Source organism: Thermoactinomyces sp. CICC 10522, from assembly GCF_016055075.1.
In the GTDB taxonomy this organism is placed as follows: domain Bacteria; phylum Bacillota; class Bacilli; order Thermoactinomycetales; family Thermoactinomycetaceae; genus Thermoactinomyces_A; species Thermoactinomyces_A daqus.
In genome coordinates this window covers 124,183-140,966 of the sequence record NZ_JAECVY010000003.1, presented here as the reverse complement: position 1 = coordinate 140,966, position 16,784 = coordinate 124,183, and the positions used below count along the sequence as shown (strand labels likewise).

Annotated in this window: 14 protein-coding genes; 8 read left to right on the top strand and 6 right to left on the bottom strand. The window is 47.9% G+C overall.

Translation table 11 applies throughout. The features are described from left to right. Window positions 1–39: 39 nt before the first annotated feature. Window positions 40–4,338 carry a WIAG-tail domain gene (locus I8U18_RS06925; RefSeq protein WP_198064617.1) on the bottom strand — a complete coding sequence of 1,433 codons (4,299 nt, stop codon included), beginning with the start codon at window positions 4,336–4,338 and terminating at the stop codon, window positions 40–42. Window positions 4,339–4,559: 221 nt separating this feature from the next. On the opposite strand from I8U18_RS06925, the gene I8U18_RS06920 reads away from it, so the two are divergent. Next, window positions 4,560–5,273 carry a C40 family peptidase gene (locus tag I8U18_RS06920; RefSeq protein WP_198064616.1) on the top strand — a complete coding sequence of 238 codons (714 nt, stop codon included), beginning with the start codon at window positions 4,560–4,562 and terminating at the stop codon, window positions 5,271–5,273. 30 nt (window positions 5,274–5,303) lie between these two features. Here the strand turns inward: I8U18_RS06920 and I8U18_RS06915 are convergent, their stop codons facing one another. From I8U18_RS06915 to I8U18_RS06895, 5 genes are read right to left on the bottom strand one after another with little or no spacing between them, the layout of a single operon-like run. Then, window positions 5,304–5,816 carry a GNAT family N-acetyltransferase gene (locus tag I8U18_RS06915; protein ID WP_052154208.1) on the bottom strand — a complete coding sequence of 171 codons (513 nt, stop codon included), beginning with the start codon at window positions 5,814–5,816 and terminating at the stop codon, window positions 5,304–5,306. Continuing rightward, window positions 5,816–7,147 (bottom strand): YheC/YheD family endospore coat-associated protein, encoded by a 1,332-nt coding sequence (locus I8U18_RS18180; protein WP_198064615.1) that lies wholly within the window; start codon window positions 7,145–7,147, stop codon window positions 5,816–5,818. The genes I8U18_RS06915 and I8U18_RS18180 overlap by 1 nt, the downstream gene beginning before the upstream one ends. 16 nt (window positions 7,148–7,163) lie before the next feature. After that, window positions 7,164–8,546: a YheC/YheD family endospore coat-associated protein gene (locus I8U18_RS06905; RefSeq protein ID WP_033101091.1), complete on the bottom strand. Its 1,383-nt coding sequence runs from the start codon at window positions 8,544–8,546 to the stop codon at window positions 7,164–7,166. A 10-nt stretch (window positions 8,547–8,556) separates the two neighbouring features. Continuing rightward, on the bottom strand, window positions 8,557–9,663 hold the full coding sequence (locus I8U18_RS06900; RefSeq protein ID WP_081943856.1) for a YheC/YheD family endospore coat-associated protein: 1,107 nt from the start codon (window positions 9,661–9,663) through the stop codon (window positions 8,557–8,559). After that, window positions 9,660–11,030, bottom strand: coding sequence for a YheC/YheD family endospore coat-associated protein (locus I8U18_RS06895; protein ID WP_181735390.1), 1,371 nt, complete (start codon window positions 11,028–11,030; stop codon window positions 9,660–9,662). Before I8U18_RS06895 ends, I8U18_RS06900 begins: the two co-directional genes overlap by 4 nt. Before the next feature lie 198 nt (window positions 11,031–11,228). Here I8U18_RS06895 and I8U18_RS06890 point away from each other — a divergent pair, with 198 nt between their 5' ends. The 7 genes from I8U18_RS06890 (at window position 11,229) to I8U18_RS06860 (ending at window position 16,658) form a co-directional block, all read left to right on the top strand. Continuing rightward, on the top strand, window positions 11,229–11,579 hold the full coding sequence (locus tag I8U18_RS06890) for a YlbF family regulator (RefSeq protein ID WP_198055416.1): 351 nt from the start codon (window positions 11,229–11,231) through the stop codon (window positions 11,577–11,579). Window positions 11,580–11,592: 13 nt separating this feature from the next. Further along, entirely contained in the window at window positions 11,593–12,282 is a 690-nt protein-coding gene (locus I8U18_RS06885; RefSeq protein ID WP_033101093.1) for a metal-dependent hydrolase, read from the top strand. 244 nt (window positions 12,283–12,526) lie between these two features. Further along, on the top strand, window positions 12,527–13,045 hold the full coding sequence (locus tag I8U18_RS06880) for an Imm6 family immunity protein (RefSeq protein ID WP_033101094.1): 519 nt from the start codon (window positions 12,527–12,529) through the stop codon (window positions 13,043–13,045). Window positions 13,046–13,353: 308 nt separating this feature from the next. After that, window positions 13,354–14,922: a hypothetical protein gene (locus I8U18_RS06875; protein ID WP_052154211.1), complete on the top strand. Its 1,569-nt coding sequence runs from the start codon at window positions 13,354–13,356 to the stop codon at window positions 14,920–14,922. Between the two features lie 16 nt (window positions 14,923–14,938). Continuing rightward, window positions 14,939–15,445 (top strand): Imm6 family immunity protein, encoded by a 507-nt coding sequence (locus tag I8U18_RS06870; RefSeq protein WP_033101095.1) that lies wholly within the window; start codon window positions 14,939–14,941, stop codon window positions 15,443–15,445. A gap of 279 nt (window positions 15,446–15,724) precedes the next feature. Continuing rightward, a complete protein-coding gene (locus tag I8U18_RS06865; RefSeq protein WP_198064614.1) occupies window positions 15,725–16,171 on the top strand; it encodes an antitoxin YezG family protein in 447 nt (148 codons plus the stop codon). Window positions 16,172–16,367: 196 nt separating this feature from the next. Then, window positions 16,368–16,658 carry a hypothetical protein gene (locus I8U18_RS06860; RefSeq protein ID WP_160173854.1) on the top strand — a complete coding sequence of 97 codons (291 nt, stop codon included), beginning with the start codon at window positions 16,368–16,370 and terminating at the stop codon, window positions 16,656–16,658. The last annotated feature ends 126 nt before the right edge of the window (window positions 16,659–16,784 follow it).

Sequence of the window (16,784 nt, the reverse complement as noted above, 5' to 3'; positions counted from 1 at the left end):
AAAACTGCTGATCGTGTTTTTGATCAGCAGTTTTTTTGTTTAGTCCCACGGGTTTTCATCATGGGTTGAGGCGGGAGAATCCGTTTTTCGGCAAGAAGCGATCTGCAGTGTGTCTTCTGTTTTTGTTTCAACCTGTTCAATCGGGATCTCAGCGGGAGAGCCGGAAAAGGATTGTACCGGATTGGCGATCCAAAAGACCGTGCCTCTAATTTGTTCTTGTGTTTCCTTGATTTGGTGCACGCGAAGCACAAAGCTGTCTTCCTGCAAATCGGAGAGAGTCGCAAAGCAATAGGGCTGGTTTGTCATGGCTACCACAATGTAGGGCGAGGGAATATGACCGTTAAGATGGATGTGTACGGTTTGTTCCGGTTTCCCGGCCGCAATCTCAAACGGAGCAGATCCGGAAATGGCGGCAGCAGGCCCGGGCAAAGCAAAACTCAGTTTTTCCGGACCGATTGCCCCGTCGGCAATCTTCTCAGCCGTAACAGCTCCGTCAGCGATGGCATCCGATTGAACGGCTTGCTTGGCGATATGATGCGATTCCACTGCCTGGGAGCGGATTTTTTGGGCGGTTATCGCTTCATCCTCCAGATGTTTCGTTTTGATTTGTTCATAATCGATATGGCGGGAGGTGACGCATTGGGAAGTCAGGTGTCCGGCACGGATCGCTTCTTCTTGTAAATGTTCCGGTGAAATCGCTTGTTTTGCGATGTGGTGTCCTTCGATCTGGCGTTGGCCGATGTGGGCGGATTGAATTGATTGTTCGCTAAAGTGCAGGGTTCCAATTGAAAGGGGAGCAATTTTTTCCGCAGTTATGGCTTCGTTTTGAATATGGGCAGAGGTAACCGAATGTGCGCCGAGATGGCGGCTGTGCACTTGTTCATCTCCGATGTGGGAAGCGTTGATTGCCTGCTCTGTTAAATGATTTGCCCGGATGCTGTTTGGAGCAATTTTGTCTGCATTGATTGCATGGTTTTGCAGATGAACGTTGGTAATAGTTTCAGGTTTAAGATGCTGCCCGTCGATTTGACCTGGGGCGATATGCTCCTCGCCGATGAGATTTTCCCTGAGGTGTCTGGCTTCGACTGCTCCCGATGCAAGTAATTCCGAAGTGATTGAATCTTTTTCCAGATGGTGGCTTTGTACTTGCCGCTCTGCGATGTGCGTGGAAAGAATGGCTTTTTCTGTGATGTGTTTTGGTTGCACTGCTTCGTTTGCCAGTTGGCCGGAGCCGATTGCCTGTGGTTTAATGTGATGGCTCTGCACCTGTTCGTCCCCGATGTGGGAAGCGTTGATTACCTGCTCCGTTAAGTGATTTGCTTGGATGCTGTTTGGAGCGATTTTGTCCGAATTGATCGAATGGTTTTGCAGGTGAACATTGGTGATGATTTCAGGTTTTAGATGCTGCCCGTCGATTTGACCCGGGGCAATATGCTCCTTGCTGATGATATTTTCCACGAGATGTCTCGTTTCGACTGCTCCGGATGCGAGTAATTCCGAGGTGATCGAATCTTTTTCCAGATGGTGGCTTTGAATTTGCCGCTCCGCGATGTGAGTGGAAAGAATGGCTTTTTCTGTGATGTGTTTTGGTTGTACCGCTTTGTTTGCCAGTTGGCCGGAGCCGATTGCCTGTGGTTTAATGTGATGGCTCTGCACCTGTTCGTCCCCGATGTGGGAAGCGTTGATTACCTGCTCCGTTAAGTGATTTGCTTGGATGCTGTTTGGAGCAATTTTGTCTGAATTGATCGAATGGTTTTGCAGGTGAACATTGGTGATGATTTCAGGTTTTAGATGCTGCCCGTCGATTTGACCCGGGGCAATATGCTCCTTGCTGATGATATTTTCCACGAGATGTCTCGTTTCGACTGCTCCGGATGCGAGTAATTCCGAGGTGATCGAATCTTTTTCCAGATGGTGGCTTTGAATTTGCTGCTCCGCGATATGAGTGGAAAGAATGGCTTTTTCTGTGATGTGTTTTGGTTGTACCGCTTCGTTTGCCAGTTGATCGGAGCCGATTACCCGGGGTTCAAGGTGATGGCTTTGCACCTGTCCGTCTCCGATGTGATGGGAGAGGATCGTTTTTTCATCCAAATGTTTTGCCTGTATTGAATGGCTGGCGATTTTATCTCCGGTGATCGCCTGTTCCTGAATATGATCCTGATGGATGATGTTTTTCGCCAAATGATGTGCATGGATTTGTTCTTCTCCGATATGTTTTGACCTGACCGCGTTTTCTGCAAGATGCACTGACTGGACTGACTCCGGTGACAGTGTTTCCGACGTCACTGATTCCGCTTCCAAATGGTGTGTTTTAATTTGCTGGATGTCGATATGCTCTCCCCGGATTATCTGTTTTCCGAGGTGCCGGCTTTGGATCGCCTCTGCTTCCAAGTGTTTGGATTGAATTGCTCCGGGGGACAAATGTCTTTTTTGTATTTGTTCGGATGCAAGATGAGAGGAGCGGATGGCTTGTTCCTGTACATGCTCTGCTTTAATGGCGGCAGGGGCGATTTTATCCCCGGTGACCGCCTGATCCTGAATGACGGCGGAGGTAATGGTTTGCCGTTTCAGATGTTCTTCCTCAATTTGTTCCGGAGCGAGATGCATGGATAAGATCGCTTGTTCTTTGATATGCCCTGATCCCACCGATCTTTCTTCCAGTTGCTCGGAATTGACTGCTTTGGGTGCGAGATGGTTTGTTAAAATTTGCCCGTTTTGAATATGACGGCTCTGGATGGCGTTTTCAGCCAAGTGCCCGCCTTCCACCGATTGCGGAGCTATTTTTGACGAGGTGACGCAGTGGTCGGCGAGATGATTTTCCGTAATTTCATACGGTGAAATGTGGGATGCGGTGATGGTGTCGGCGGCGATGTGTTTGCCCAGTATCGCTTCCCGTGCCAGCTTGTTTGAAGTGATTGCTTCGTCGCAGAGATGTTCGGTTTTTACCTGCTCCGCGCCAATATGCTTATGCAAAATCGCCCGCTCTTCGATGTGTTCGCTTTGAATGCTTTTCGGGGCGAGCTTGCCTGAGTTTACGGCTCGATCTGCTATTTTATTGGTGCTGATCGCCTGATCGATAATTTTATCCGAGGAGATCGACTCGGGTGAGAGCTTCGAGGTCGTGATGGAATGATCCAACAGTTTTGTGCCGGGAATCGAATTGTTGGCAATATGTTGCTCCCCGATGCTCGCCTCTTTGATGTGCGTTTTGTTGACACTGTTTTCTTGCAAATGCTGTTCTGAAATGCTGCGAGGAGCCAGGTGATTCGATTTGATCGCCTGATCCTGAATCCGATGGGCGTCGATGCTTGCCGGGGCGATTTTATCCCTGGTGATGGAATCATCAGCCAAATGCTTCCCTTGAATCACACTTGGCCCGATATGATGAGACCCGATGATTTGATCGCGCAAATGGTCTGACATAATGACAGAATTGGCCAATTTATTGCTGGTGATCGCTTTGTTTTGCAGATGGTGGGATTGGATGGTTTCATCGGCAATGTGGTGGGAACGGATGGCCGCTTTGGCTACTTTGTCGGAGGTGATTGCTTCGCCGGCGATCTTGTCGGAGCTGATGCTGTCGTTTTGTATCTTGGCTTCCGTGATCGCCCCATCGGCGATTTTGGGATTGTTGATAATTTGATTCATCAAGTGATTCGTACTGATCGCACCACTTTTGATCTTTTCTCCGCTGACCGACTGGTCGGCCAGATGTTCGCTCTGAATGTGGCCGAGTCCGATGTGCTTGCCCAGAATCGCCCGGTCTTTGATTTTGCTTTCACCAATACTCTGGTCTTCCAGTTTTGTGCCGGGAATTGAATTGTCTTTGATGTGTCTCGCAGTGATGGCTTCTTTTCTGATTTTTTCTTCCCCGATGATATCATCGTCGAGATGGGATGACTTGATGTTTTTTTCCGCGATTTTGGGAGCGGTAACGGCTCCTGCGGCAATCTTGGCCTCGATGATTGCATCTTGTTCGATATGGTCCGCGCTGATGGAACCTTTTTTGATTTTACTTCCATCGACAGCCTGATTGGCGATTTTTTCTCTCGTTACGGAATAATTGGTCAGATCATCCGTGTAAATAAAAGATTCGGATCCGGTCACATTGCGCGTCTCTTTGATCGATGGGGACGGCGGTTCATTATATTCGGGCTTCTTCAAACTCTCTTCCGGTTCATTTGATTCTGCCGGTTGCTGCGTTGGCCGGGCTGACGCCTTTTTTTTCCTGAGTTCTTCCTGTTCGAGCCGGATCAGCTCTTCCAGAATGATTTCATCGCGCAGGTGAGGGGATGTTGTCCCTGTTTTCCTGGATGAGGATGATCTTCGCTTTTTCAATTTCCAGGCCCCTTTCTTATGCAAATTCCTCTTCTAGGTATATTCACCGGGCGGGGAGATGGAAACATGTCAATAGAAAAAAATGGGACATTTTTCGCGACAAACGCCGTTATCGGATTTTCCTGACAATGGAAGTTTTTACATAATCATCTCGTGTTGATCTATGTTACCATAGGACATGCCGTTAACAAATAAAAATTTTATTTGCAGAGGGGGATTTGATGCGAAATAATAAAGGCATAAAGAAAACAGTTTGGACAGTTGCTGCATCTTTAATGGTTACCGGATTGATTCCGACGGGGATTTCCCATGCTGCCACGTTGAATGCAACATCGGAAAATTCCAGTTTTCTCAGCTCTGTTTTCAGCAAAGTCGGTTTAGAGTGGGTATTCGATAATAGCCGATCAATTTCCAATTCTTCGGAAGTTAAAGATAAAACGTTTACACCTGTATCCAATAACGAATCTGCACAAACTCCTGTGCAGGCGCCGGCGCAAAACAAGCCGGTACAAGGAACAGAGAAAGAACAATCAAATGGCCATCGTCTGCAAGTGGCGGACAACATTATTAAATTGGGTAAACAATATTTGGGCACCCCTTACAGATTAGGGTCTCCTTCCGGAGTAACCTCCACGTTTGATTGTTCTTCCTTTGTTCAATACGTTTACGGGAAAAACGGAATTCATTTGCCGCGTACTTCCCGTGAACAGGCACACGTGGGAAAAACCATCCCGCGTTCCCAAATTCAAAAAGGGGACTTGCTGTTCTTTTCCACAAGCCACTCCCACGGCAAAATTGGACACGTGGCCATTTATGTGGGAGACAATAAAATCCTGCATACTTGGGGTCCGGGCGGCGTTCGCTTTGACAGTCTGAGCACACCGTGGCTGGATAAAGGATATATTACAGCCAAACGCGTCATCCCAGATAAGTAAGCTTGAAATGAATGGAAAAGGAAGCGGACATTACGATCCGCTTCTTTTTTCTTCTGCTCTGGGGGAGATTTTGGCGATATATTCCATCCGAATGACGTCTTCCGTCGAATAGTCCCCGCCGGCAAGCCAGAGCGTCGGTTTTCCCGTCGGCCCTTTGATCAGTTTAAAAGCGATTAATCCGCAGGAAAAACACAGCTTGAGACTGGGGATATTATCACAGGCGACCCGCGTGTAAATTTTGGGGAGTTTGGCCAGCGCGCTTTTGAGCAGAACTTCCCCGACACCGCGTTTGCGATACTGCGGATGCACTGCGATGAAGGATTCCTGAAGTCCGTAATGACCGAACACGATCACGCCGATCAATTTCTTTTTGTCCAGCGCAGCCGCCACATATGTGCCTTCCGGGATGTTTTGCTTGGATAAACGTTGAAACCAGCGCAAAGCGCGATGGGTAATTCGCCCATCTCCGTACCGTTTCATAAACCGGATGACGGGAACCTTGGCCGTTTCGATATCCTGTGGTTCAAACTGGCGGATAATCATCATCTTCCTCCTTTCACTGCCTGTGAAAACTCACTCAGATACAGGGAATATTGGATGATTCGGCGCAGGGAGCGGATGCGGATATCCGGTTCATCAAATTTCATCGGTTTGGAATTCGCTTCGAAAAACCACATTCTCCCATTCGGCTCGATCCCGAGGTCGATCGACATCTCTCCGAGCGGGCCGGCCTGTTTCGTCTCGATGAAAGAAGCCAACTCCAAACCGATATTTTCGATCTTTTCCCTCATTTCTTTTTTCCTGTCGCCAAATGCGGCCTGGAATACCTGATCAAGTGATTCGATTTTCCCGCCCATCGGAACATGGGTGGAGATCGCCGTTGCACCGGCCACGCGAATGCCGGCGCCGCTTAATCCCCAGTTTCCCTGACCGTCTTTTTGCAGCAGCATGCGCACGTCAAAAGGCCTGCCATGATACTGTGCCAGGGGAATTCCCTGCTGCAGGATATAGTTGCCGGGTTTTTTCAACTGTTGCACATGATTCCAAAGTGCAGGCAGCGATGCGATTGAAAGACGTTTTTTCGCCGACACCGACTGATAGTGGAGTTCAAAGCCGTCCGGCTTTTTATTGACGCGCATCATTTTGATTCCCGCTTTGCCGTTGGCCGGTTTTAAATAAATGGAAGGATAGCGTTCGAGCATCTGTTTCAGACCGGCCGGATTTTCCAGCATGGCTGTTTCCGGCAGGAACTGGCGCAGCCGCGGAGAGGCGGAGAGCAACCGGTAGAGTGACCATTTGTCAAAAAAACCGGGGTTGAAAAAATGGATGCCGGGTGTGTTCATCAATTGTTTTACAACTTGCTGCACTTCCGGTTTCTGCTCCTCGGTCCGCGTGGGAATGCGGTTGTAAACGACATTGGGCATCGGAAGTTCGGCCGGAATCCAGCGCAGGTTGCGGCTGCGATGATCCAACAGAAATCCTCTGACGGTATGGGGATTCTGTTGGTTGTGCCTGAACCCGGCGGGGGTCATGACATAAACGCTGACGCCCATTGTGCGTCCGGTTCGGATAATGTCGGCAAAGTTATTCTGATTTCCGTAAAAGGGCTGTTTTCCGTCAGCAGCCAGAATGGCGACAAACGGGCCCACTTGGTAGCGATGATCGGATGTTTTCTTCACTCTTGCCGGGGTGAAGACGGGAAGGTGCTGCTTGGAAGACCAATTTCTGATGATGAGTTGCCCGGGTGTCTTTGCTCCGACAATGGCGGGAAGCGGACTTTTTAACTCCGAAGTTTGGTGACCTTTCAGCGGAATGAAAAAATATTGTCCGCGATTATGTTGGATGGATAACCAACCTGCTTCTGGCACCTTCACTTATGCCCCCTCCTTCTCAGATAAAATTGGCTAACTTTAGACAGTAATCCGTTATATACTTGGCAGATTGGCGCCCTGCTTCCCTGAGAGACGGATGGAGAAAGATATGGCGGCCGGGTTTGGCGTTGATTTCAAAAAGCCATACTCTTCCGCTGCGGTCGACTCCGATATCCATCCCCAATTCGCCGAGCGGACCATTGATCTGATCTTCAAGAACCTTGGCGATCAAAATCGCCGATTCTTTAATCGACATTTCGATATAGCTTGCATTTTCGTGAAAAACTTTCTTTAACAGTTCATCGGTGGGGATGATCGAACCGCCTGTTCGTACATGGGTGGTTACACAGCCAAAGCCCGCCGCTTTGGAACCGATCGCCACCACCTTCCATTCTCCGGACCCGTCTTTATGCATGTGCACGCGAAAATCAACGGGACGGTCGTTATGTTTGATCAGGCGAATGCCTTGCTGTACGAGGTATCGTTTAAACCGTTCAGACTCGTTGCTGCCAAAGTAGTGGCGAATCAGTTTTTCCAATGAGTTGAAGCGGTGGAGCACATTTTTGGTTCCCTGATGAAAGCGGCAAAAGTAACCTTCCCGCGGATGATAGGTGATGCGAAAAATTCCGAGCCCCAAACTTCCTCCGCTCGGCTTTAAATAAATCATCTGATGTTTTTCCAGCATCTTTTTAATGGTTTGAATCGAAGGGGAGAGATAGGTTTCCGGAATATACTGGGAACTCTCCGGATGGGTGCTCAAACATTGATGAATGAACCATTTATTGAAGAAGCCCTGGTTGAAAATCTTGCTCTGATTGGTTTCCCTCAGGCGGGAGAGACAGGATTGGACATGGGAAAGAGACTCTGCTTTCCTGTTGGGAACACGCTCATAGACAACATCGGGAAAAGGCGAAAGCAGGCGAATCCAGCGCATGCCCCCGCTTTTATTCGGAATGCAATACCATCCGGAAACGGTCCGGTTTTGCCAGTCGACCATATCGGGGGTAAACACATAGATGAAAGGTTTTTCCTTTGCACCCGCTCGAATGAAACTGAGGAAAAGTTGTGATCGTCCGCCAAATGGCTGGGCGGCGTTCCCGGTGAATCCGGTTGTCAGGATGCCGATCACCGGGCCGATTTTCAGGGTTCTGTTGTAAAAAAGGGCCCGGGTTTGTCCGGGGTAAGGGAGAGTGAGTTGTTTGGCAAGAGCGGGCGAGAAAATAATTTGCTGCCCACTCATTTTCCCTCTTGCCACACGGGTAATAACCGTTTTATTGCCTACTTCCACCTTAATGGACTGCCCATTGACACAACCCCATTGCTCCATCAGAGCCTGGCTGATCACGATCGCTTTTGCAGGTGTTTTGGAATGGATTCGGGTTTGGCATATGATTGATTTCATAGTGACCCTCCTAGGTGTTCTTAAGTAAAGAATGGGCATAACGAATAGGGAGTTGGACAGCGCGACGGCGAATGTTGATTTCGCCGGTTCTGAGGAAAACAGCGCGGCCGGGTTTTGAATTCACCTCCAAGATCCAAATACGCCCGCTTGGTTCGATTCCGACATCGATTCCCAGCTCGACAAGCGGCCCGTGTTGTTGTTCGATAAAACGGGGGACGATCGAGCTCAAAAATTGAATGGTTTCTTGAATTTTAAAAATGGTTTCTTGTGCATAGTGTTTTTGGAGGAAGGGTCTGAATGCGACAGCTTGCCCTCCTCCGTGAAGATTGGAGGTGATGGAATTCGGTTTGCCCGTCCGAACTGCCATTCCCGTTGTTTCCCAGTTCCGTTCCTCGTTCTTTTGCACTAAGATCCGGACATCAAACGGTCTTTGATCCGGTGTCATCAGCGGCAGAAGCGGTTGGATGATATACCGGGTGCGGCCGATGAAGTTTTGGATCCAGGTTTCCAGTTCCTGCACGGTTTTCAACTGGCGGTAAAACAATTTATTGGCCTGCGTGCGTCCCTGAATCAAATAGCCCGGGGGATGCTTCGTGATCGCCACGACTCCCCGCCCGTGACTGCCGCCGTTCGGTTTGATCAGGGCGCTTGGCTGATTTTGCAGAAAAGCGAGCACATCATGGCTTGATCGGTAAAAAATCGTGTGCGGGAGATACGGAGCGATTTCCTTATGCTGTTTCAATATTTCATATGTCTGCCATTTGCCGCCGAGCGCCCTCCCCAATAAGCGGATATGCGGGTCATTTGCCAGCTTCAGAACATAGGGTTTATATCTTAAATAATGTTCGGTCGTATGGTAGTAACATCGGTCATAGATCAGGGATGGGAGCGGTTTGACCGCCATTTTCCATCTGCCGTTTTCCACAATCCAGCAGGGAACGGTCCGCGTCTTCCAATGAACCAGCTGGGGATTGAAGACGCAAACCTCAATTCCCAGAGACTCACCTTCCACTGCCAGTTGCGAAAAAAAAGGAGCTTCTGAAAAGGGCGGCATCTTTTCCGTTTTTCCATAACATACGATGATTCCTAACACCTTTTTGCTTATGTCCATTTTCATGTCGGACCCCTCCCGCGTATTTTTCGTACCGGTTTCGGAGAAAAAGGAGGGGAATGGGGTCCGCCCGCGGTTTCCGTCAAAAAGTGCACATACTCGATCAGGCGCAAAACAGAAGGTCGGGTATTGGCCGTAGGATTGACCATGGTGTCATCGGTTTTGGAAGGTTTGGAATTGATCTCGATCAGCCAAATTTTTCCTTTTGTGTCGAGGGCCAGGTCAATTCCCAGTTCGGCGAAGTGTCCTTCCGCCAGGTACTCAAATGTTTTGGCGATTTCCAGTGCTGTCGCTTTAATCTCCCTGTCTGTCGGTTTGCCGGGAATATGGTTCAGCTCTTTCAGCACATCCGCTGCTTTGCGCACGGTACCTCCGCGTGCGAGATTGGAGACAATATGCTGGCTGTTGGCGATTCTCGCGACGGAAGAAGTGACCCGCCAGTCTCCGGTTCTGTTTTTTTGCACCAAAACGCGAAAATCCATTTGCCGCTGATCATATTTCACCAGGGACAGCCCTTGCTGCACGAGATAGGGTTGACGTCCGATCCTTTGGGCCATCAGTTTGCACATCTCGGCTAAAGTTTTGGTCGTGCGCGTCAATGTACCGCCGGGCGTGGAGGATTGGCAAATCCACTTGCCGCCGGATCTGCTCACCTTGATGATCCCGCTGCCCAAGCTGCCGTTATTTGGCTTGAGATAAACAGTCGGATAGCGCTGAAGCAGTTCTTTAAATCTGGAAACGCGAAATGGATAGGTTTCCGGAAGCATCTCCCGGGTGCGTTCATCTTTGATCAGGATTTGATATACTTGGTATTTGTTAAGGAATTTTTCGTTGAAGACCGGAATATGAAAATGCGTTTTCAGCTGGTACAGTTTATTTTGAATCTGATCCTGCTGCTCCAGCTTGCGGGAGGTAATCCGGTTGTAGATCACGTCGGGAAGAGGAAGCCTGGTGAAGATCCATCGTCCTTTCTCGCGAACCCAAGCGCCGGTTTCCCAAGATTTGAGATCTAGCTGTTCCGGGGAAAAGATGGCGACGCGGACGCCTTGCGATTGCCCCGCGGCGCAGCATTCTTCCAAAAAGCGAGTCATCAGTCCGAATAATTGATCCTGTTTGCCCTGTGGTTCGGCATTGATTAAAATTCCAAATAAAGGGCCAAACCGCAAGCGGAAAGAGCGGGAGTCAAACCGTGCTTGAATCAGTGGTTGGTTGATCATTTTCAATTGTGAGGCCAGCCGGGAACTCATCCGTACCAAATTGTTCGTTTTGTTGGTAAAGGCAATCGCTCCTTTGGCTGTTGCGGAACCAAACGTCACCCAAAAAGGGTTGGTTTCTATTTTCAGCTTTTTTGCCAGCATTCGGCTCATAACCATATTGATATTCCTTGGAAATTGGCTTTCGGGAACAATTTGAATTTGTACTTTTTGGCCCCCCATGACTATCCCCTTCCGCCTGAAATGACTAATTCATCGTATGTAGGCATGTTTGGCAGGGTGAAAAAAACAGGCTTGGCATTCACGGATGAATCTGGGATAAGAAAATGGTAGGATGAGAGAAAGGGGGGAATGCACATGGTTAATCCGTACGACCACGCCCATCAGTTGGCGCGGAGCATCCGGGCTTCACAGCAGTATCTGGAAGTGAAGGAAGCAAAGCGGAAATTGGAGGAGAATCCCAAGTTTCGCGAGATGCTGGACAAATTTACGGAGAAACGCCTTCAGATGCAAACCCTTTATCTTCAGGGGAAACAACCGTCTCCGGAGCAGTCGGAAGAAATGGAAAAGTTGTCGACTGCCATCCAGGGAGTGCCCGCCATTACTGCCTATCTCCAGGCAGAGGAAAGACTGATGATCTTGCTTCAGGATTTGCAGCGCATTATCATGGAGCCTGTAGAAGATATTTTTGGCAAAGAAATGAAATAAGGAGAGTAAGAAAATGAGAGTTACATACCATGGTCATGCTTGTTTTGAAATCGAACACAACGGTTACCGTCTGCTGATTGATCCTTTTATTACCGGGAATCCCTTGGCGAAAGTAAAACCGGAGAACTTGAAACCGGATTATATCCTGCTGACACACGGCCACAATGATCATGTCGGCGATACAGTCGAGATTGCCAAGGCCTCCGGTGCCACGGTCATCGCCCCGCACGAACTTTCCGTCTGGCTCGGCTGGCAGGGATTAAATACCCATGGGATGGGAACCGGCGGAACCTTCTCCTTTGAATTTGGAAGCGTCAAGTTGATCAATGCCCTGCATGGCAGCGGGCTGGTGTTGGATGAGAAAAAAGAAATCATTTACATGGGGCCTGCTTCCGGGTTTGTGCTGACGCTCGGAGACAAAACGATTTATCACGCCGGGGATACCGCATTGTATTCCGACATGAAACTGATCGGGATGCAAAAGCCGATTGATCTGGCCATGCTTCCGATTGGCGGCAACTTCACCATGGACCCCGATGATGCCTTGATTGCCGCTGAATGGGTCGGGGCAAAACAAGTGATTCCCATGCACTACAATACGTTCCCGGCGATTCAGCAGGATGGAGAGGCATTCGTGAAAAAATTGGAGCAAAAAGGAATCAAAGGCGCGGCGCTGAAAGCCGGAGAATCCCTCGAACTATAAGATATGGAATTGTAAATCTCCTGTAATCATCCTGTAAAAATCATCGACTAAAATAAATACAGGATGAAAACCCCCTTTGGTAGAGACGGCCCCGGAAACCGTCTCTTTTTTTTTATGTTTATTTTTCTCCCTGCTGCCGGGAGCAGTAGTGGTACACCCTTGTCATTTTTGAAGGTGAATGCTGATATGAATACGATCGCTGTCGTGAGAACAAGTACCGTGCTTAACAGGGAGGCAATCGATTTTGGAAAAATGGTATCAGAATGTCAATGCTGATGCAAAAGTTGCTTATTTTTTAGCATTATCCGAAAAAGTATTGGATAAATTAACCGATTATGATTGGTATCCAACGGTCAGGGAATCCATCGACCTGTGCTGGGAATGGGTAGAGGAAAAGAAGCATGAGGGATATGACCTTTACATAACGATCGACGATGAAGATGAGGGGCTGTTCGTTATTTCCTGTGAAGAGGATCCTTTCACAGGTGACCGGCAAGCCGAGTTCGTTTATTGGTGTGTATTTCATGCAGCCTCTTATACAATCAAGCAAGCATATGTGTTTGAACGTAAGAAACATAAAGTTCCGCAACCTATTGAGGGGGTAAATGACGAATATACAAACAGCGGGTTTATGGAAAAAATAAGAGAAGTGGACGGATATCGGGAAGAGTGGGCTGAACGGTTGAAAAAGTATTTGCTCGAAAATGTTCCGGCAGGCAGTGACAAAAAGATCAAGCGGTCGGAACTCTTGAGTCAGATTTAATTTCGATCATGATCCCCGAAAAGAGACGAGGCAGGGAGAGCATAAACCTGTCCGGCGCTTTTCGGGGTTATTTTGTATTTAACACTTGGCGCAGAATAGCGAGGATTTTTGCCATATGTGAACAGAAATTTAAGGATGAAAAATGAGCTTTCCTGAATTGAATCCCTGGAATGATGGGTGAAAAAGTATTTTTGTTCAAAGAGGATAGAAATTTATTATTTTATCATATTATTAGACCTTTCCATCAATTGGCTGTTGACATAATATATTCATATAAATAAATAACCCTTCAGGTGGTGGATATCATTTTGAAAAATGTTAATTACATCAGAAGGAGTAAATTTTTTTACGGGTTCCTGCTGCTCCTTCTGGTCTTCATTGTCGGTGCAGGATGTTACAGCAGTCAGGCATATGCCGCCGGAAGCTTTCAGGTTCCGCAGGTAAATGACCATTTTGATAAAGGAAAGGAAGATCCGCCGCCGTCGAAGACGCAGCTGCCTCCCCAGCCTGAAAAGAAAGATGAGGGAGGATTTTGGCATTCGGTGACCAAACCTTTTAAGAGCGCGTGGAATTGGGCCTCGGACAAGGCTTCCGATGCCTGGAACTGGACGAAAGACAAGGCCTCACAGCTTTGGGACTGGATTTGCAAGGTGTGTGACAAGATCGCCAAAGTTGTAGTGGATGCGTTATCCGCCACCTGGAATTGGATTGTCAAGTATAAAGAGTACATCGCTTGTGCGGCCGTGGTGATTGTCGGGGTGGTCTTGTGCTTTGTCGCCCCGCCGCTGGGAGCTGCCGTATTGAGCGGTGCAGCTTTATCATTTTTGATCAGCGCCGGGCTGAATGGCGGGAAAATCGATAAACACACTTTTATGGATGCGGCCATCGGCGGATTGCTTGGACTGTGCGGGGCGGGCATCGCCGGCGGAGCATCAAGAGCCCTGGCCACCGGAGTTGGGCAGAAACTGCTGACCGGACTGGCTGAATCCCGATTTATGGGTCCGCTGATGCGCGGGGGAAGCAAACTGATCGGGAAACTTCCCGGGCCGATGCAAAAAATCTTTACCCGGGCCGGATTTGTCAATGCAGTTGAAGGTGCAGGAACCAGTATGGCCGACGATCTCCTGCACGGCCGGAAGATCAACTGGAAAATGATGATCTTCTCCGGGGTCTTCGGAGCCGGAATGCTGGGACTTTTCCATTTTGCCGAACCGGCGGTCAATAAGGCGGCCTCCTCACTGGAACCATTGCTGGCCAAAACGCCGATTGTAAAAAACCTCTTTAAAAGTGCGACCAATTGTGTGGCACTGAATCAGGAGCGTGGCTATTTTGCCGTAGCAACATCATGCATTAATACGAAACTGCTGGAAAATGATCTGGCCGCCTATCGAAACAAATTAAATGTGCCTAAAACAGAGACCGTCGCAGTAGGCAGAACCGATATTAAAGGATTGGAAAAAGAAGTATTTGAAGGTGCTTCTCCTCAAGTACTGAAAGAGGCTGGTTTGCCGGATCTGGATACGTTAATGCCAAACCGACCGATTAAATCACCGTTTGGACTGGATAAGGCCAAAAATCATGCTGAAGAGATGGTCATCAATGATTTTGTTCAAAAGGTTGATGCGAAGTTTCCAAATCGGCTTGATGTGAAAGGGAAACTCTATATTCATCAATCCAATCCAACGGGAGTATGCTCTTCGTGCAAATCGGGACTCGGGAAGAATCCGAATGCGATGGACGGAATTCTGAGTCAACTCAGCAAGCGGTATCCAAATCTTGAGATTGTTGTTTCAAGTGAAGTTAATCAAGGAGCAAAAGTGACAAAAAAGCATTTCTTTATAGTGAAAAATGGTAAACAATATCCGTACAAGCCGTAGTAAAGGGGGAGTTATGATGGGGTGGTACGAGAAGATCAATGAAGATGCCAAAGCTGCTTATGTATTGACCTTGACTGAAAAAATCATTGATCAAACCAAAAAATACGAATGGTACCCTCTGGTAAGAGAAATGACAGACATGTGCTGGGAATGGGTTGAAGAGAAGAAGTACGGTGCAGATGACCTTTATGAGAGATTTGATGATGAAGATGACGGATTAATTTTGATTGAAGGATATCCCGGGGTAAAAGAAAATCCGCAAGCCAAATCCGTCCTGTTTTCGATCATTGAAGCGGTATGTTACGTGATCTGGCAAGCTTATCAATATGAAAAGACAGAGTATGTTCCCCAACTCTTGGAAAGCGAAAGTGATCAATCCATTGATCAGTTTATGGAAAGAATAAGAGAAGTGGATGGATATCAAGAAGAGTGGGCTGAACGGTTGAAAAAGCATTTGCTCGAAAATTATCCGGCAGGCAGTGACAAAAAGATCAAGCGGTCGGAAATTTTGAGCCGGATTTAGCTTCGCTCACGACCTCAAAGTGCCTGGGCAGGGAGAAGGGCATGAACCTGTCCGGCGCTTTCGGGGTCATTTTTTATTTAACAAAGTGCAACAACACCGGCGGATTGCCCGGCCTGTGCGAGGCGTGCATCGCCGGCGAATCCTCAGAAGTTCCGACAGTGTTGATAAAGCGGTTCCAATGAATGATTGAATAAGCAGAATGAAAAAAATGGATAATTTATGGACTGATTGGCAGATGGGTTGAAGCCAGGTTTAAAAATACACCGGGAGGAAAATGAGATGGATGACACCCGTTTGGGGAAATTATATCAGCAAATGGCGGAAACGGTAATCGAAATGATCCCGGAGGAATGGGAAAAGGTTTATTTGTACGGGGAAGTCGCAGATGGATTCAGCAAATCGTTTTTCTTCTACTATCCGAGTGAACGCAGGGAACCGGTTTATAGTCCGGATATCCCGGAGCTTTTTCACGTGTCTGAAGAGAAATTTGCCGAATTAAAACATCAGTTGCTTGATGAATTGGAAGAACTGTGGACTGAATATCAGTCACAAGGACATGAACCATGGACCAATCTGACCTTCATCCTTGATAACTCCGGAAAATTCAAGATTGATTTTGACTATACCGATCTTTCGGGAGCAAATCCGCATCAACAGCAAATTATTTGGGAGTATCAGTATTTAAGACTGGTTCCCGAGGATGAGGACGACAGGGCTTTTTTGTAAGCATATTTGAAAAAGACCGGTCAATCCTGAATCCTTCTATTCTTGTTCAGTTTTTCCACTCCACAATGCCGCATGTGTTTCATCGGCATTGTGGTTTTTTAGTAATCATATCTGCAATTGCAGCCATTTTTTGCATGAAACAGAAGTTTCCTGCGTACATGTTTAAAAAGAGCTTGTCACAAGGGAGGAGGAAAGGGTGGTTATGAAGCACGGCGTGCTTGTGGTGAGCGGGATTCTGCTGCTTTTGTTCGGCATTTCCCAATTGACCATGGGGTCCGGATCGCCGCTGGCGGATGCATTTGCGTTGACATGGGTTATTTTAATGCTTTTCTATATCATGGCCAATGCCCGGCAGATGCGCAGGATGCAAGAACAAAGAAGGAAGAGGATGGAAGCGGAGAGACGGTTGGAATGGCTGGCTGCGGAGCGGAAGTGGAAAAAGGAGCAGATGAAAATGAGGCGGGTCAAATCTGTTTCTTTACAATAAAAACATCTGTTTTAAAAAGAATTATCGGGAGTGACCAACGGGTCAGCTCCTTTTCTTTTTCCTGTCCCTCCGTTTGTTATATAATATGGTATAACAGACCAACGAAGGCGGAGGAAAGAAGGGGAG